The organism is Mesorhizobium sp. CNPSo 4661 (assembly GCF_057784215.1).
Window position 1 is genome coordinate 496742 of the sequence record NZ_JBWGIO010000002.1, and the last position, 16532, is coordinate 513273.

At 65.0% G+C, this 16532-nt stretch carries 14 protein-coding genes; 9 read left to right on the forward strand and 5 right to left on the reverse strand.

Annotation, left to right across the window (positions count from 1 at the left end; genetic code table 11):
* The first annotated feature begins 17 nt into the window (after positions 1 to 17).
* Positions 18 to 884 carry an AraC family transcriptional regulator gene (locus AC0YKC_RS04315; RefSeq protein ID WP_488510252.1) on the forward strand — a complete coding sequence of 289 codons (867 nt, stop codon included), beginning with the start codon at positions 18 to 20 and terminating at the stop codon, positions 882 to 884.
* Between the two features lie 179 nt (positions 885 to 1063).
* Here AC0YKC_RS04315 and AC0YKC_RS04320 read toward each other — a convergent pair whose 3' ends face one another.
* On the reverse strand, positions 1064 to 1537 hold the full coding sequence (locus tag AC0YKC_RS04320) for a MarR family winged helix-turn-helix transcriptional regulator (protein WP_434725610.1): 474 nt from the start codon (positions 1535 to 1537) through the stop codon (positions 1064 to 1066).
* A gap of 373 nt (positions 1538 to 1910) precedes the next feature.
* Here AC0YKC_RS04320 and AC0YKC_RS04325 point away from each other — a divergent pair, with 373 nt between their 5' ends.
* The 5 genes from AC0YKC_RS04325 to AC0YKC_RS04345 all read left to right on the forward strand — a co-directional run bounded on the left by AC0YKC_RS04325 (position 1911) and on the right by AC0YKC_RS04345 (position 7846).
* Positions 1911 to 2951 (forward strand): CobW family GTP-binding protein, encoded by a 1041-nt coding sequence (locus AC0YKC_RS04325; protein WP_488510253.1) that lies wholly within the window; start codon positions 1911 to 1913, stop codon positions 2949 to 2951.
* A 272-nt stretch (positions 2952 to 3223) separates the two neighbouring features.
* Positions 3224 to 4198 carry a WD40 repeat domain-containing protein gene (locus tag AC0YKC_RS04330; protein WP_488510254.1) on the forward strand — a complete coding sequence of 325 codons (975 nt, stop codon included), beginning with the start codon at positions 3224 to 3226 and terminating at the stop codon, positions 4196 to 4198.
* 103 nt (positions 4199 to 4301) lie between these two features.
* Entirely contained in the window at positions 4302 to 5678 is a 1377-nt protein-coding gene (locus AC0YKC_RS04335; RefSeq protein ID WP_488510255.1) for an aspartate aminotransferase family protein, read from the forward strand.
* 11 nt (positions 5679 to 5689) lie between these two features.
* Positions 5690 to 7096 carry a glutamine synthetase family protein gene (locus AC0YKC_RS04340; RefSeq protein ID WP_488510256.1) on the forward strand — a complete coding sequence of 469 codons (1407 nt, stop codon included), beginning with the start codon at positions 5690 to 5692 and terminating at the stop codon, positions 7094 to 7096.
* 60 nt (positions 7097 to 7156) lie between these two features.
* Positions 7157 to 7846 carry a UdgX family uracil-DNA binding protein gene (locus AC0YKC_RS04345; RefSeq protein WP_488510257.1) on the forward strand — a complete coding sequence of 230 codons (690 nt, stop codon included), beginning with the start codon at positions 7157 to 7159 and terminating at the stop codon, positions 7844 to 7846.
* Between the two features lie 290 nt (positions 7847 to 8136).
* On the opposite strand, the gene AC0YKC_RS04350 is transcribed toward AC0YKC_RS04345, so the two are convergent.
* From AC0YKC_RS04350 to AC0YKC_RS04365, 4 genes are all read right to left on the reverse strand, one after another.
* Complete coding sequence (locus tag AC0YKC_RS04350) at positions 8137 to 9396, reverse strand: glycerate kinase type-2 family protein (RefSeq protein WP_488510258.1); 1260 nt, start codon at positions 9394 to 9396, stop codon at positions 8137 to 8139.
* Entirely contained in the window at positions 9393 to 9896 is a 504-nt protein-coding gene (locus AC0YKC_RS04355; protein WP_434724918.1) for a heme-degrading domain-containing protein, read from the reverse strand. The genes AC0YKC_RS04350 and AC0YKC_RS04355 overlap by 4 nt, the downstream gene beginning before the upstream one ends.
* Before the next feature lie 75 nt (positions 9897 to 9971).
* Positions 9972 to 11285, reverse strand: a complete 1314-nt coding sequence (gene guaD / locus AC0YKC_RS04360; RefSeq protein ID WP_488510259.1) for a guanine deaminase — start codon at positions 11283 to 11285, stop codon at positions 9972 to 9974.
* Positions 11286 to 11287: 2 nt separating this feature from the next.
* Positions 11288 to 12514: a urate hydroxylase PuuD gene (locus tag AC0YKC_RS04365; RefSeq protein WP_320294183.1), complete on the reverse strand. Its 1227-nt coding sequence runs from the start codon at positions 12512 to 12514 to the stop codon at positions 11288 to 11290.
* Between the two features lie 132 nt (positions 12515 to 12646).
* Here AC0YKC_RS04365 and AC0YKC_RS04370 point away from each other — a divergent pair, with 132 nt between their 5' ends.
* The 3 genes from AC0YKC_RS04370 (at position 12647) to AC0YKC_RS04380 (ending at position 16529) form a co-directional block, all read left to right on the forward strand.
* A complete protein-coding gene (locus tag AC0YKC_RS04370; protein WP_488510260.1) occupies positions 12647 to 13567 on the forward strand; it encodes a LysR family transcriptional regulator in 921 nt (306 codons plus the stop codon).
* Positions 13568 to 14313: 746 nt separating this feature from the next.
* Positions 14314 to 15282, forward strand: coding sequence for an LLM class flavin-dependent oxidoreductase (locus AC0YKC_RS04375; RefSeq protein WP_488510261.1), 969 nt, complete (start codon positions 14314 to 14316; stop codon positions 15280 to 15282).
* Complete coding sequence (locus AC0YKC_RS04380; protein WP_488510262.1) at positions 15279 to 16529, forward strand: LLM class flavin-dependent oxidoreductase; 1251 nt, start codon at positions 15279 to 15281, stop codon at positions 16527 to 16529. The genes AC0YKC_RS04375 and AC0YKC_RS04380 overlap by 4 nt, the downstream gene beginning before the upstream one ends.
* Positions 16530 to 16532 lie beyond the last annotated feature (3 nt).

Below are 16532 nucleotides of genomic sequence, written 5' to 3' on the forward strand. Positions count from 1 at the left end.
GACGGGCGGGGAATGCGATGACGCAGGCTCTAGGCGCAGAAGCCAAGGAAGGTCTTGAACGTTCGTGCGCGGATACGGCCCACGGCGACCGCATCGTTTCGGCGCCGGGCGGCCTGGGCCTCGAACGCATCGAAGCGCGCTTCCACGGCAACGCCTTCGAGCTGCACCGGCACGACACCTATGCCATCGGCGTGACGTTGGACGGCGTACAGCGCTTCCATTATCGCGGCGCGCTGCGGCACAGCCTGCCGGGGCAGGCGATCGTGCTGCACCCGGACGAACTGCACGATGGCGGCGCCGGCACGGAAGACGGCCTGCGCTACCGGATCCTTTATCTGGAGCCGTCCCTGCTGCTCGACAGCCTGGATGGCGATCCGCTGCCTTTCGTCCGCGACGCCGTGGTCGACGATCCTGGCTTGCGCGACACGCTGTTGTCGGCGCTGGCGCCGCTGGACGAGGAGCTCGGCGACCTGTTCGTGGCGGATTTCGTCGCGCAGCTGGCGCAGCAGTTGAAACGCCACGCCGGACAGCCGGCAAAGTCGACGGGCAAGACGGCATGGCGCGCGGCGGCGCTTGCCCGCGACTATCTCGAGGAGAATGCCGAACGGGCGGTGCGCTCCGATGAGCTGGAAGCCGTCACCGGCATCGACCGTTATGCGCTGTCGCGCCATTTTCGCGCCACCTATTCGACCAGCCCGCATCGCTTCCTGTTGATGCGGAGACTGCAAAGGGCGCGACGCATGATTGCCGAAGGCGAGTCGCTGGCGGAGATCGCCGCGGCCGCCGGTTTCAGCGACCAGAGCCATTTCAACCGGCATTTCAAGAAGGCGTTCGGATTGACCCCGGGGCGCTGGGCAGCGCTGGTGCGCAGGCGCGACGCGTAGGCGCGATGCGCAGCATCGTCGCTAACCGCGTGACGCCTGATGATAGCGCTCAGGCGCGACGCGCAGCGTCGTCGCCCTTCCGCTGAGCCGTCGATGCTTGGGCCCGCGCGGTTGCGCGACGATGCTTTGCATCGCGCGTCTGTCACCAACGTCTCGCGGTTGAGCGATGACGCTGCGCGTCACGCCTCATCCAGCTCCGCGTCGTCGTCCATCAGGACCAGGTCTTCGTTCGACAGGTTCGCCTCGATGCGGGCGAGCAGCTTGAACAGCGCCTTCTGGTCTTTCTTGTCGAGGCCCTTCAGCGCCTGCTTCTCGGTCTTCTTGACCGACTTCTCGATAGCGCGGATGGTTTCGCGGCCGGACTCGGTGAGGAAGATGTGGGCCTGGCGGGCATCGGCCGACGAGGCGCGCTTTTCGAGGAAACCCTGCGCCTGCAGCCGGTTGATGGTCTTGGTGATGGTCGGCGGGCGCACGCCGAGCCGGCCGGCGAGGTTGCCGGGGGTCTGGCCGTCCTCGCGGTCGAGCGCCAGCATGATCTGGTCCTGGCCGGCATAGAAGCCGTGGGCCAGAAGCCGCGCGGCGAGCGCGGTGCGCGCCAGCCTTGCCGCCGAATGCAGCCGGCTCATCGTCGCTGTCTTGTCCGCCTTGGCCATGGTCGTTCCCTCTTCGGCCGAACCGGCGCGGGCGAGCATAGAGGCTGTCCGACGGCTGGCAAATGACGATTTAAAGAGTCCGGCTTGCAGAACGCTTTGCCGGCAAGCATTGCGGTGCCCGCGCAGGTGATGCCAGATGTTTATTTCAGTTAGATGACAAACGACTTTTGTGCCGGCGAGATTCACAGCGGAAGCCGGCAAGGGCCATTGGGAGTCCACGCGGCTCGCCCGTACGGGCTGCCTCGGCCGCCGCCGATCGGTCCTCGGCGCCATGCCGGCTGAAGCGGCCGCCTGGCCTATTGGTTTGGCGCGTGCAAAAGCGCGGCACCCATCCTATATGAGGCCGACAAATCCAAGATTTTCGAGGCAAGCCATGAGCGATGCACAGACGCAAATCCCCGTAACCGTTCTCACCGGCTATCTCGGCGCGGGCAAGACGACGCTGCTCAACCGCATCCTGTCGGAGAACCACGGCAAGCGCTACGCCGTCATCGTCAACGAGTTCGGCGAGATCGGCATCGACAACGACCTGATCGTCGAATCCGACGAGGAAATCTACGAGATGAACAATGGCTGCGTGTGCTGCACGGTGCGCGGCGACCTGATCCGTGTCGTCGAAGGCCTGATGAAACGGCCCGGCCGCTTCGATGCCATCGTCGTCGAGACCACCGGTCTCGCCGATCCGGTGCCGGTGGCGCAGACCTTCTTCATGGACGACGACGTGCGCACCAAGACCAAGCTCGACGCGGTGGTGGCGTTGGTCGACGCCAAGCACCTGCCGCTGCGCTTGAAGGATTCCAAGGAGGCCGAGGACCAGATCGCCTTCGCCGACGTGGTGGTGCTGAACAAGACCGACCTCGTCAGCGCGGAAGAGCTGGAAAAGGTCGAAGCGACGATCCGCGCCATCAACCCGGCGGCCAGGATCCATCGCACGCAGCGTTCCGGCGTGGCGCTTAGCGAAGTGCTCGACCGCGGCGCCTTCGACCTGTCGCGCGCGCTGGAGAACGATCCGCACTTCCTCGACGCGGACCGCCACGATTATGACCACGACCACCATCATCACGATCATGACGGGCACGATCATCACCATCACCACCATGCTTCCGACATCCATGATGTGACGGTGAAGTCGGTGTCGCTGCGCGGCGGCGAGATGGATCCGAAGAAGTTCTTCCCCTGGATTGAGAAAGTGACCCAGATGGAGGGGCCGAACATCCTGCGGCTGAAGGGCATCATAGCGCTGAAGGGCGACGAGGACCGCTACGTGCTGCAGGGCGTGCACATGATCCTCGAGGGCGACCACCAGCGCGCCTGGAAGGACGGCGAAAAACACGAAAGCCGGCTGGTCTTCATCGGCCGCGATCTCGACGCCGATCGGCTCAGGAAGAGTTTTGAAGCCTGCCAGGCAGCTTGATTCTCGCGCCCTCTTCCTTCTCCCCTTGTGGGAGAAGGTGGATCGGCGCGCAGCGCCGAGACGGTTGAGGGGTGCTCCAGCGGAGTGAGACGTTGGTGTTCCCTGGAACACCCCTCATCCGTCCGAGCTTCGCTCGGCCACCTTCTCCCACAGGGGGAGAAGGGAGAGCCGCACGCCGGCGCCCCCCCCGCCCATCGCGTTTCGAGGCGGGTTGAGACCCGCAGCTCAACCCCTTATGGGGAGGGGTAGAAATCTCTTACGGATCTGTTCACATGCCCACAGTCGCCCCGCTTGATCTCGAAGGCCATTGCGTCGCGGCCGTCTTCCTCAACGACGTGCCGCATTTCGCTTTGGCCGATGGCGCGATCCACCGGTTGGACAACGGGCAGAAGACGGTGCAGGCCAATGACGGCCTGCTCGCCGCATTTCATGATGTGGCCAACGACCGGCTGATCACCGGCGGCGAGGACGGCAAGGTGTTTGCCGTCAAAGCCGGCGGCGACGTGGCGGAACTGGCGAGCGCTGGAAAAAAATGGATCACCAGCGTCGCCGCCGGACCGCAAGGCGCGATCGCCTATGCCTCCGGCAAGACCGCCTTCGTGCGTTTCGCCGACGGCAAGATCAAGGAATTTAGCCACCCGCGCTCGGTCGAGGGGTTGGCCTTCTCGCCCAAGGGCATGCGTTTCGGCGTCGCCCGCTACAATGGCGCGACGCTGCATTTCCCGGCAGCCGAAGGCAAGCCTGTCGATCTCGAATGGGCGGGCGCGCATACCGGCATCACCTTTTCGCCAGACGGCGCCTTTCTGGTCACCACCATGCAGGAGAACGCGCTGCATGGCTGGAAGCTCGCCGACGGCAAGCACATGCGCATGAGCGGCTATCCTGGCAAGGTGAAGAGCCTGTCGTGGAGTGTGAAGGGCAAATGGCTGGCAAGCTCCGGCGCGCCGGCGGCGATCGTGTGGCCGTTTCAAGCCAAAGACGGGCCGATGGGCAAGGCGCCGCTGGAGCTCGGCACGCGCGGCAACACGATGGTGACTTGCGTCGCCTGCCATCCGAGCCAGGACGTGGTGGCCATCGGCTATGAGGACGGCATGGTGATCGCGGCGCGCTTCGCCGACGCCAAGGAAGTGCTGCTGCGCCGCCCCGGCAGGGGCGCCATCACCGCGATGATGTGGGACAAGGAAGAGCGCCGCATCGTGTTCGGCAGCGCCGCGGGCGATTGCGGCGTCATCGATATCACGGCATAGGCAGTAGGGAAAAGGCAGTAGGGCTTAGGGACGACGGCACCTACTGCCTACTGCCTACTGCCTACTGCCTACTGCCTACTGCCTACTGCCTGAAGGGGGGCTCATGCATTCAATGGACCGGATTTCCATCGGCGGCATCGACATTGCCCGCATCGCCGAACTGCGCGAAACGGAAGCGGCCGCGTTCCGCAAGGCGCGGCCGAAATCCGAGGCGAAATTGGGCAACGGCATTGCGGGTTTCCTCGGCGGCGTGCCGATGCACTGGATGACGGACTGGCCGACGCCATTCCCGATCCTGGTCGACGGCGCCAAAGGAGCCACCATCACCGATATCGACGGCAACAGGCTCGACGATTTCTGCCTCGGCGACACCGGTTCGATGCTCGGCCATTCGCCGCCGGCGGTCGCCCGCGCTATCCGCCGGCAGTCCGCCCGGGGGCTGACCTATATGCTGCCCAGCGAGGACGCGCTGGCGATCGGCACGCTCCTACAGCAACGCTTCGGCCTGCCCTACTGGCAGATCGCAACCACGGCCACCGACGCCAACCGCTTCGCGCTGCGGGTTGCCCGCGCGGTGACCGGGCGCGAGAAGATCCTGGTCTTCAACGGCTGCTATCACGGCTCGGTCGACGAGACGATGGTGCGGCTGATCGACGGCAAGCCGGTGAACAGGCCTGGATTGGCCGGCGAATTCCGCGACCTGACGCGAGCAACCAAGATCATCGAATTCAACGATATCTCTGCTTTGGAAGCAGCGCTCGCGGACCGCGACGTCGCTTGCGTCATCACCGAGCCGGTGCTGACCAATTCCTGCATGGTGTTGCCGGAACCGGGCTTCCACGACGCGCTGCGGCGCCTGACCCGTGCGGCCGGCACACTGCTGCTGATCGACGAGACGCACACGATCTCGACCGGACCCGGCGGCTATACGCGCAAGCACGGGCTGGAGCCGGACCTGTTCGTGCTCGGCAAGCCGGTGGCCGGCGGTGTGCCGGCGAGCATCTGGGGCATGAGCGAGGAAGTCGCCACCCGTTACGGTACCTACAACAGGACCAAGGAGCCCGGCTATTCCGGCATGGGCACGACGCTGTCGGCCAATCCGCTGCAATTTGCGGCGATGCGCGCCACACTGGAAGAGGTGATGACCGAGGAGGCCTATGCCCATATGGACCGGCTGGCGCGCCGGCTCGATGCGGGGCTCTCCGCCGTCATCGCGGGAAAAAAGCTGCCCTGGCATGTCGCGCGGGTCGGCGCCCGCGTCGAGTTCATCTGCGCGCCCGGGCCGCTCGGGAACGGCGGCGAGGCGGAAAAGGCGCACGCGCCCGAGCTGGAAGCCGCCATCCATGTGGCGCTGGTCAATCGCGGCGTGCTGATCGCGCCGTTCCACAACATGATGCTGATCTCGCCGGCAACGACGTCAGCGCAAGTGAGCCGGCTGATCGCCGCCTTCGCTGCGGTTGCGGCCAGGCTTACGGCGTGAGAAAAGCGGCGATGGACAATCCGCACGCCGTAACCACGTCCCCTTCCGGCTCGACGCCTGCCGAGGCGAAGGCCTTTCTCGACGCGCACCCCGAGATCGAGGCGTTCGACATCGTGCTCACCGATGCCAACGGCATCGGCCGCGGCAAGATCGTGCGCCGGCACGAGCTGATGGGCATTTTCGAGAACGGCCGGCATCTGCCCATCTCGATCCTCGGCCTGGACATCACCGGCGAGGACGTGCACGAAACCGGGCTGGTGTGGGACACCGGTGACGGCGACCTGCGCGCTTGGCCGATCCCGGGCACGCTGGTGCCGCTCTTCGGCACCAACCCGCCGCGCGGCCAGGTGCTGATGTCGATGCACCACCTCGACGGCGAGCCGATGACGTCCGACCCGCGGCTGGTGCTGGCACGGCAGGTGGAACTGCTCGCGGCACGCGGCCTGCATCCGGCCGGCGCTTTCGAGCTCGAGTTCTTCCTGCTGTCCAATGAGCGCGACGCCGACGGCAAGGTGCAGCCTGCCCGCGCGGTGCTCGATGGCCGCCGCTCGGCCAAGACCGAGGTCTATTCGGTCGACCATCTGCACGGCATGGAGCCGCTGTTTTCCGACATCTACGCGGCGGCCAAGGCGCAAGGCATACCGGCCGAAACCGTCATTTCCGAATACGCGCCCGGCCAGTACGAGCTGACGCTGAACTACCGCAAGGACGTGATGCGGGCGGCCGACGACCTCGTCATGCTGAAGCGTCTGGTCAGGGCGCAGGCGCGCCGGCATGGCGTCACCGCCTGCTTCATGGCCAAGCCCATCGAGGCCTATGCCGGCTCCGGCATGCATTTCCACGTCTCGCTGCAGGACGATGCCGGCCGCAACGTGTTCACCGAGGCTGCCGGCGAAAAGTGGTCGCCAAAGCTGCTCAACGCGCTCGGCGGCCTCATCCACACCATGGCGGAATCGATGCTTGTGTTTGCGCCGCACGCCAATTCCTGGCGGCGTTTCGTCTCGCAATCCTATGCGCCGGTGGCGCCGAGCTGGGGCGTCAACAACCGCTCGGTGGCGTTGCGCGTGCCGGCGGGCGACGCCAAGAACCGCCGCATCGAGCACCGGCCGTCGGGCGTCGACGCCAATCCGTACCTGATCGCCGCGACGGTGCTGGCCGGCATCGTCAAGGGGCTCGACGAGGCCCTGGATCCCGGTCCCGAAACGACCGGCAACGGCTACGAGCAGGCACCGGAGAAGTCGACCATGCCGGCCGACTGGCGCGCCGCGATCGAGGCCGCCAGGGGCTCCGATTTCCTGAAATCGGCGCTCGGCCCCGACCTGCACCGGACCTTCGTGGCGATCAAGCAGGCGGAATATCTGCGCGTCGCGCGCACCGTCAGCGAGCTGGATTATCATCTCTACCTGCACGAGGTGTGAGGATCGGGAACCATCGCCGGTCTCGCCCATTTCAAATTCGAAAGCGGGCGAGACAGAACGATGGCAACAACACCGCCAACAACGGCCTTGCAGCGTGAAGCGGGGCGTCCAGCCAGGCGCATCCCTGCGTCGGAATCAGAGCTGACCGCCGGGGATGACGCCACCTCGATCGAAGAGGCGCGTGAGGCTGCAATGGGCTGCCGCCGCTGCCCGCTCTGGCGCGATGCGACGCAGACCGTCTTCGGCGAGGGTCCGGAAAATGCCGACGTGATCTTCGTCGGCGAACAGCCCGGTGACCAGGAGGACCTGGCCGGCAAGCCATTCGTCGGACCGGCGGGCAAGGTGTTCGACAGCATCCTCGACGATGCCGCGATCGACCGCCGCAAGGTCTATGTGACCAATGCGGTGAAACATTTCAAATTCGAGCCACGCGGCAAGCGACGCATCCACTCGAAACCCAATGCTGGCGAAATCCAGGCCTGCCGCTGGTGGCTGGGCAAGGAGCTCGACCTGATCAAACCGAACCTCGTAGTGGCGCTCGGCGCGACGGCGGCGCAGTCGCTGCTCGGCAAGGCCGTGCCGATCACCAAGATGCGCGGCGATGTGGTCGAGCGCGAGGACGGATTGCGCGTGTTCCTGACCATCCACCCGTCCTTCATCCTGCGCATCCGCGAGCCGGAGGACAAGGAGGCCGAACGCGAGCGGTTTTTGCAGGATATGCGGAAGGTGAGGGAGTTGATGGTCTCGTGACCGTTGTTCTGCGCGCCCAAGGAAGGGTTTAACGGACCCTCTTGTATGGAGGTCTCGCGGCCTTGGAGATTAGCCGAAACGCCCATCAGGTCGTCATCCACGGGCGGAGCAAGGAGCGAAGCGACGCGCGCAGACCCGAGGATCCATGCCGTGACTTCGACGTGTTGCAACGGTGCAGAGTTCTGCTCCACTGCACTCCTCGGCTGAGGTCACGGAATGGATTCTAGGGTCTGCGCTCGTCGCTTCGCTCCTTGCTTCGCCCTAGAATGACGATTTTGTGGGGATCCGAGCTACCTAACCAAAATCGCCCTCAAATCATTCACGTTTGTGCCCGTCGGTCCCGGCACAAACAGATCGCCCACAGCGTTGAACGCCGTCCAGGCGTTGTTGCCGGCAAGCATGGCCTTCGCATCGACGGCGGCCGTACGCATGCGCGAGACCGTCGCGCCGTCGGCGAAGGCGCCGGCGTTGTTTTCCGACCCGTCGATACCGTCGGTGTCGGCGGCCAGCGCGTGGATGCCGTTCACACCATCGATGCCGATGGCGAAGGCGAGCAGGAATTCCGAGTTGCGGCCGCCTTTGCCTTTGGCGCGCAGCGTCACGGTCGTCTCGCCGCCGGAGAGGATCAGCACCGGCTTGGCGAAGGGCCGGTTGCGGGTGGCCACCTCGCGCGCGATCGCGGCGTGGACGCCGCCGACCTCGCGCGCCTCGCCCTCGATCGCATCCGACAGGATGACGGCCTCGATGCCTTGCCGCTTGGCCTCGGCGGCCGCGGCTTCCAGCGACACGCCGGCCGAGGCGGTCAAGTGCACCTCATTGCCGGCGAAGCGCGGATCGTCGGGACGCGGCGCGTCAGCCGCCGGCGAATTGATATGCGCCATGACCGAGGCCGGCAGCTTCATGCCATAGGCGGCGATCGAAGCCAGCGCATCCTCGCGGCTGCCGGTGTCGGGAATGGTCGGGCCTGAGGCAACCAGCGCCGGATTGTCGCCGGGGATATCGGAGACGACCAGCGACACCACCCTGGCCGGATAGGCGGCAGCGGCCAGGCGTCCGCCCTTGATGGTCGAGACATGCTTGCGGATGGTGTTCATCGCCGCGATCGGAGCGCCGGAGGCAAGCAGCGCCTCGTTGACGGCGATCTCGTCGGCAAGCGTCAATCCGGGAGCGGGCGACGGCAGCAAGGCCGAGCCGCCGCCGGAGATCAGCGCCACCACCAGATCGTCGGCGGTCAGGCCGCGCACCTTCTCCAGCAGCCGGCGCGACGCCTCGAGACCGGCGGCGTCAGGCACCGGGTGCGCCGCCTCGATGATCTCGATGCGCTCGCATCTGGCGCCATAGCCGTAGCGGGTAACGACAAGGCCGTCGATCGGACCGTCCCAGACCTTCTCGAAGGCGGCCGCCATCTGCGCCGAACCCTTGCCGGCGCCGATGACGATGGTGCGGCCCTTGGGTTTTGCCGGCAAATGGTTGCGGATCGTCTTTTCCGGGTCGGCGGCGGCGACGGCGGCGTTGAAGATCGAGGTGAGGAAGCTTTTCGGGTCGGTCATTTTTCTTCCGGCGGCAGCGCCAGCCCGCTCGCATCGATGCCAAGATGGGCACAAAGCGCTTCGACGACGACGCCATGATCCTCCCGCTCCGGCAGGCCCGAAACGGCGATCACGCCGATGACGCCGGCGCCCTTGACGGTGACCGGGAAGCCGCCGCCGGCAAGCACATAGTCGGCAATGTCGAGGCCCTCACCGATTTTGAAGGTGCGGTCCGGGCGCTGCTGCTCGAGCACGAGGCGATAGGTACTTCTCAGATAGCGCTTCACGACATTGATCTTACGCCGCGCCCAGTCGGGATTGGAGGCGTTGGAACCGGGCATCGCGGCGTAGAAGAGCGGCCGGTCGAAGGTCCTGATGTCGACGATGACAGGCAGGTTTTCCTTCAGCGCCCGGTCCCGGATGGCGGAACCGATCTTGAAGGCCACAGCCTCGTCGAAAGCCGGGAAGACCAGAGTGGCTTCCTGTTTCTTGATCAGAGCGATGTCGTCGGCGGTGGCCATGGCGTTCCCCTGTCAAATGTCGACGCACGCTTTGGCCGATGGCTGACGCGGGGTCAAGCGAAGAGCACGTTTAATCTATGCGACAATCGCGCTCTTCGCCGGCCGCCCCGCCACATAGACCTCGCGCACGGCACGGTCGTCGCCCAGCGTCTGCAGCAGGAAGAGCTCCTCGGCCAGCGTTTCCACCGTCTCCATCCTAAGCCGCATTCCCGGCGTCGAACGGGCGTCGAGCACGACGATATCGGCGTCGGTGCCTTCATCCAGCGTGCCGACCTTGTCGGCCACCGACAGTGCCTCGGCATTGCCGCGCGTCAGCTGCCAGAAGGACTGGAACGGATTGAGCTTCTCGCCGTTCAGCGCGATCACCTTGTAGCCCTCGTCCATGGTGCGCAGCATCGAGTAGTTCGTGCCGCCGCCGACATCCGTGGCGGCCGCGATTCTGAGCGGCGCCTCGCGGCGGCGATAGCGCTGGTAGTCGAACAGGCCGGAGCCGAGGAAGAGATTGGAGGTCGGGCAGAACACCGCCACCGAGCCCGACCGCGACAGCGCATCCGCCTCGCGTTCCGACAAATGAATGCAGTGGCCGAACAGGCTCTTTTTGCCGAGCAGGCCGTAATGTTCATAAACGTCGGTGTAGTCGCGCGACCAGGGATAGAGCTCTTGGGTGAAGGCGATCTCGGCGTGGTTCTCCGACAAATGCGTCTGCATGTGGAGGTCGGGATGTTCGCGGCAGAGCGCACCGGCCATCTCCATCTGCTCGGGCGAGGAGGTAATCGCAAAGCGCGGCGTGATGGCATAGAGCTGGCGGCCCTTGCCGTGCCATTCGGCGATCAGCGCCTTGCTGTCGTCATAGCCGGCCTGCGGCGTGTCGAGCACGGCGTCCGGCGCGTTGCGGTCCATCATCACCTTGCCGGCGATGTTGAGCATGTTGCGCTCATGCGATTCGGCAAAGAAGGCTTCGGCCGACGATTTGTGCACCGAGCAATAGGCAGCGACGGTCGTCGTGCCGTGGCGCAGCATCTCATCGAGGAACAGCCGCGCGATGCGGCGGCCGTGCTGCGCGTTCTGGAACTTCGACTCTTCCGGGAAGGTGTATTTGTTGAGCCAGTCGAGCAGCTCCGCGCCATAGGAGGCGATGATCTGCATCTGCGGCACATGCACATGCGCGTCGAGGAAGCCCGGCAGGATGAGATGCGGACGATGGTCAACCGTCTCGACACCGGCGCCCGCCTTCTTCAGGACCTCCGCGTAGGAGCCGGCGGCGACGATCCTGCCGTTTTCGATCAGCAGACCGCCATCCTCCTCGTAACGCCAGGCGGAATGGTCGTCTGTCGCTTCGGGCCAGCGCAGGAAAGACAGCGTGCGGCCACGCAATAATTTCATTGTCATGTTTATTTTCCGGCGCCCTCGAACCAGGCGACCAGAAGGGCCCGTTCCTGGTCTGTTATGTGGCTGACGTTGGCGGGCGGCATGGCATGCGCCCGGCCGGCCTGGATATATATCTCGCGCGCATGTTCGGCGATGCGCTCGTCGGTATCGAGCAGCACGCCCTTCGGCGCATGATAGATACCTTCATAGACCGGCTCTTCCGTATGGCACATGGAGCAGCGGCCGAGCACGGTGTCGCGCACGGCCGGGAAATGGGCCGAGGCGATATAGACCTGCGCGGCGGCGGAGGCCGCTGAGGTCTTCGGCTCGCCGGTCAGCACCTTCGGCACGGTCGACAGCCAGATGATGATCATGAACAGCACCGCCGCGCCCAGCCAGGTCCAGGTCGGGTTGCCCTTCCGTGCATGCACCGTGTTGAAATAATGCCGGATCAGCACGCCGATGATGAAGACCAGCGAGGCTATGACCCAGTTGAACTGCGTCCCGAAGGCCAGCGGATAGTGGTTCGACAGCATCAGGAACAGGACCGGCAAGGTCAGGTAGTTGTTGTGCAGCGAGCGCTGCTTGGCGATCTTGCCGTATTTCGGGTCGGGCTTGCGGCCGGCGATCAAGTCGGCGACGACGATCTTCTGGTTGGGGATGATGACCATGAAGACGTTGGCCGACATGATCGTCGCGGTGATGGCGCCGAGATGCAGGAAGGCGGCGCGGCCTGTGAACAGATGCGTCAGCCCCCAGGCGATGAAGACCAGCACGCAGTAGAGCACCAGCATCAGCCCGGTGTCGCTTTTGCCCAGCGGCGAACGGCAGAGCAGATCGTAGACGATCCAGCCGACGCCGATGGTGGCCAGCGACAAGAGGATGCCGACCGGCACCGAGATGTTGAGCACGTTGGGGTCGATCAGGAAGAGATCGGCGCCAGCGTAATAGACCACGCAGAGCATGGCGAAGCCCGACAGCCAGGTGGCGTAGGATTCCCATTTGAACCAGGTGAGGTGCTCCGGCATCTCGGCCGGCGCCACCAGATATTTCTGGATGTGGTAGAAGCCGCCGCCGTGCACCTGCCATTCCTCGCCGAAGGCGCCGGCGGGCAGGCCGGGACGCTGGCGCAGCCCAAGGTCGAGGGCGACGAAATAAAACGACGAGCCGATCCAGGCGATGCCAGTGATGACATGCAGCCAGCGGACCGCAAAACTCAACCAGTCCCAGAAAATCGCGAAATCCGTCATTGCACTCGTCCCTGCCGATGGGAGCGACTTTACGGTCTGGCGCGCAAACGAAAAGAGGCGAGGTGCGCGATGACTTTCAAAAAAAAATAAAAAATACTAGGCTTGCCCTACGCAGCCGCATGAGAGCGACGCATGGCCTATCTCGACAACATCGCCGTCTTCGTCCGCGTCGTCGAGCTCGGCAATCTGTCGGCGGCGGGGCGCGACATGCGCATTTCGCCGGCGGTGGCTTCCAACCGTATCAAGGAGTTGGAGAAGCACCTGGGCGTCAGGCTCTTCAACCGCACAACCCGCCAGTTGATGCCGACCGAGCACGGCACGGTGTTCTACACCGGCGCCAAGCAGGTGCTGGACGCGATCACCGAGGCGGAAGCCGCGGTCGCGGCACTTTCCGGCCAGCCGCGCGGCACCATCAGGGTCACGGCGCCGCTCGGCCTCGGCCGGCGGCTGATCGCCTCCGGCATTCCGGACTTCCACGACAAGTACCCCGATATCGAGGTGCGGCTGAGGCTCTCCGACCACAATGTCGACATCATGAAGGAAGGCATCGACGTCGCCTTCCGGCTCGGCATCATCGAGGATTCCAGCCTCAGGATGCGCGGCATCATGGAATGCGAGCGCGTGCTGGTGGCGGCGCCGAAATATCTGGAAGCGCGCGGCGAACCGGCCGAGGCGCAGGAACTGATAGGCAAGAAGCACGATTGCCTGATGCTGCGCTACGCCGGGGCGCGCGAATATGTCTGGACGCTGCAGACGCCGGGCGGGCCGCAGAAATACGAGGTGCACGGTCCCTACGACACCGACGACGGCGACGTGCTGACCGGCTGGGCCTTGTCCGGACGCGGCATCATCAACAAGCCGCGTTTCGAGGTCGAGCCGTTCATCCGCGACCAGAGGCTGAAGGTGATCCTGGCCAAGACACCACCGACACCGGTGCAGTTCGCCGCCGTATATCCGCACAAGAAGCTGCAGGACCCGAAAGTGCGGCTGCTGCTCGACTTCATGGCCGAGCGCTGCCAGCGGCTTATCAAGGATATCTTGGCCGGGAAGTGATGGGCCGCTAGCGCTGCGTCGCGTCGCGATTGGCCGAAGCCTGCGTGACGTCGTCATCCACGGGCGGAGCGGAGCGCAGACCCGAGGTGCATTTCGTGACCTTGATTGTAGGGGTGCTGCGGAGCAGAATTCTGCACCGTCGCAACGCTTTGAAGTCACGGAATGGATTCTATGGTCTGCGCCGCGTCGCTTCGCTCCTTGCTCCGCCATAGAATGACGACCGGATGGGCGTTCAGGCTAATTGCCGAAGTTTATGGCCGCCAACGCAACGTTCGGGCCGTCAAGACCTCTACCTCGATGCACGCGACTGCTGGCGGGCAAGTGACGTTGCGTCGCGATTGGCCGAAGCCTGCGTGACGTCGTCATCCACGGGCGGAGCGACGCGAAGCGGAGCACAGACCCGAGGATCCATTCCGTGACTGTAATCGTAGGGTGCTGCGGAGCAGAATTCTGCATCGTCGCAACGTTTTGAAGTCACGGAATGGATTCTATGGTCTGCGCCGCGTCGCTTCGCTCCTTGCTCCGCCATAGAATGACGACGGGATGGGCGTTCAGGCTAATTGCCGAAGTTTATGGCCGCCAACGCAACGTTCGGGCCGTCAAGGCTTCTACCGGCTGCTATCCGGTGGCTGGCTGGCAAGTGGCAGCCTGGTGGCCCATCCGGGCCGGTTGCCTTACGCGAAAGCCAGCCTAGGTTGGTAACCGGATGGTTGCGCGAGGTCGCCCGCAGCCGAATAGGCCACCCAATGCATCTCGCCGTTTCGCTCAACATCGCCGTCGCCACAGGGCAGACCGGGCTGACATTCGCGGAGATTGCCGGTTTCGTGCGGAAGGTCGAGGCGGCGGGGATCGACATGGTCGTCATTTCCGACTCGTTGACGAGCGGCGAGCCATCGACCAGCCCGTTCGAAGCGACCACGCTCATTGCCGCTCTGGCGACGGTGACCGACAGGATCGGCCTCGTCGCCACCACCTCGACGCTCGCGCATCAGCCCTATAATCTGGCGCGCCGCTTTGCTTCGCTCGACATTATCAGCCATGGCCGCGCCGGCTGGAACGCGACGCTGAGGCAGAATCCGCTCGAGGCGGCCAATTTCAGCCGACCGGAAGGTTTTTCGGACGATGATTTTCGCCGCCGCGCGGCAGAATATATCGGCATCGTGCAAGGGCTGTGGGGAGGCTGGGACGCGGACGCGTTGCTGTTCGACCAGGCGGGCGGCCGGTTCCACGATCCCCGCAAGATGCACTTCCTCGACCATAAGGGCGAGTTCTTCTCGGTGCGCGGACCGCTGAACATCGCCCGCTCGCCGCAGGACACGCCGCTGCTGTTCATGTCCGGTCTGACAAAGGCCGACCTCGATTTCGGCGCCAAAGTCGCCGATGTCATAGCGATTGAGGAACCCTCGCCGGAAGGTGCTGGAGCGACCTGCGACGATCTCAAGAAACGGGCGCTGGCCGCGGGACGCACGCTTGACGCGCTAAAAGTGCTGACGACGGTTTTCGCCCCCGATCTCACCGCCGCAAGGCTGGAGGCGTGGTTCGGCGCGGAATGCTGTGACGGCCTTATCTTTGCTGTGCCGACTGACCGTTCCGCGATCGACGGGTTCACCGATCGCATCGTGCCGGAATTGCGCCGTCGAAATTCCGCCCGCTCTGTTTATGCCGGCAAGACGCTACGCGACTATCTCGGGCTTGGCGCCGGAGGCGCAAAATGAGCACTCGCCAGATGAAGCTCGGCCTGTTTTTGTGGGCGACCGGCCATCACATCGCCGCATGGCGCCATCCGGATGCGCATGTGAAGGCCGGCATCGACATCGACCATTACGTACAGCTTGCCCGCACTGCCGAGGCCGCCAAGTTCGACATGGTGTTCTGCGAGGACGCCGCCGGCCTGCGCGAGGCCGATGTCAACATCGCCAGCCAGACTTCGCGTTCCATCGGCTTCGAGCCGATCAGCCTGCTGTCGGCGCTGGCCGCGCAGACCGAGCGCATCGGCCTCGTGTCGACGGCATCGACCAGCTACAATGAGCCCTACGGGCTGGCGCGCATGTTCGCCTCGCTCGACAATCTGAGCGGCGGCCGCGCCGGCTGGAACCTCGTCACTTCGGCGAGCCCAATCGAAGCGGCGAATTTCGGCGCGACGGGCTTGCGGCCGCATGCCGACCGCTATGCGCGGGCGCGGGAATTCGCGACCGTCATCACCGGCCTGTGGAACCGGCGCGCTGCCGGCCATGACGGCGAAAGCTTTTCGGTGCGCGATCCGCTCGACATTCCGCCCTCGCCGCAAGGCGCGCCGGTGATGGTGCAGGCCGGCGCCTCCGATGACGGCAAGGATCTTGCCGCGCGCACCGCCGACGTCGTGTTCTCGGCGGCGCAGACATTTGAGGAAGCCAAGGCCTTCTATGACGATCTCAAAGGGCGGCTCGCCGCCTATGGGCGACAGCCGGACGACGTCAAGATCATGCCCGGCGTGGCGCCGATCGTCGCCGCCACGAAAGCCGAGGCGCAGGCGAAATATGACGCGCTGCAGGAATTGATCCCCGACGATGTCGGCGTGGCGCTGCTCTCCAGCTATCTCAGCATCTCCGATCTCGGCCGCTACCCGATCGACGGGCCGCTGCCCGAACTGCCGGAGAGCGAAGGCATGAAGAGCCGGCAGGCGCTGGTCATCGAGCAGGCGCGCCGCGACGGGCTCTCGATCCGCGAGCTCGCGCGTTACTTTGCCGGCGCACGCGGCCATTGGCGCATTGTCGGCACGGCCGGGGAGATCGCCGACGAATTGCAGGCCCGCTTCGAAGGCGGCGCCGCCGACGGCTTCAACGTGATGCCGTCCTGGTTCCCGGGCGAGCTCGACGCCTTTGCGACGCTGGTCGTGCCGGAGCTGCGGCGGCGCGGCCTGTTCCGCAAGGACTACGAAGGCCGCACGCTGCGCGAGCATCTCGGCCTCAAGCGGCCGGTTTAAGAG

What these genes read in the sequence shown, in the direction of transcription:
- AC0YKC_RS04315 (WP_488510252.1), top strand. Translation starts at nt 18, where the DNA reads ATGACGCAGGCTCTAGGCGCAGAAGCCAAGGAAGGTCTTGAACGTTCG.
- AC0YKC_RS04320 (WP_434725610.1), bottom strand. Translation starts at nt 1,537, where the DNA reads ATGGCCAAGGCGGACAAGACAGCGACGATGAGCCGGCTGCATTCGGCG.
- AC0YKC_RS04325 (WP_488510253.1), top strand. Translation starts at nt 1,911, where the DNA reads ATGAGCGATGCACAGACGCAAATCCCCGTAACCGTTCTCACCGGCTAT.
- AC0YKC_RS04330 (WP_488510254.1), top strand. Translation starts at nt 3,224, where the DNA reads ATGCCCACAGTCGCCCCGCTTGATCTCGAAGGCCATTGCGTCGCGGCC.
- AC0YKC_RS04335 (WP_488510255.1), top strand. Translation starts at nt 4,302, where the DNA reads ATGCATTCAATGGACCGGATTTCCATCGGCGGCATCGACATTGCCCGC.
- AC0YKC_RS04340 (WP_488510256.1), top strand. Translation starts at nt 5,690, where the DNA reads ATGGACAATCCGCACGCCGTAACCACGTCCCCTTCCGGCTCGACGCCT.
- AC0YKC_RS04345 (WP_488510257.1), top strand. Translation starts at nt 7,157, where the DNA reads ATGGCAACAACACCGCCAACAACGGCCTTGCAGCGTGAAGCGGGGCGT.
- AC0YKC_RS04350 (WP_488510258.1), bottom strand. Translation starts at nt 9,396, where the DNA reads ATGACCGACCCGAAAAGCTTCCTCACCTCGATCTTCAACGCCGCCGTC.
- AC0YKC_RS04355 (WP_434724918.1), bottom strand. Translation starts at nt 9,896, where the DNA reads ATGGCCACCGCCGACGACATCGCTCTGATCAAGAAACAGGAAGCCACT.
- guaD (WP_488510259.1), bottom strand. Translation starts at nt 11,285, where the DNA reads ATGACAATGAAATTATTGCGTGGCCGCACGCTGTCTTTCCTGCGCTGG.
- AC0YKC_RS04365 (WP_320294183.1), bottom strand. Translation starts at nt 12,514, where the DNA reads ATGACGGATTTCGCGATTTTCTGGGACTGGTTGAGTTTTGCGGTCCGC.
- AC0YKC_RS04370 (WP_488510260.1), top strand. Translation starts at nt 12,647, where the DNA reads ATGGCCTATCTCGACAACATCGCCGTCTTCGTCCGCGTCGTCGAGCTC.
- AC0YKC_RS04375 (WP_488510261.1), top strand. Translation starts at nt 14,314, where the DNA reads ATGCATCTCGCCGTTTCGCTCAACATCGCCGTCGCCACAGGGCAGACC.
- AC0YKC_RS04380 (WP_488510262.1), top strand. Translation starts at nt 15,279, where the DNA reads ATGAGCACTCGCCAGATGAAGCTCGGCCTGTTTTTGTGGGCGACCGGC.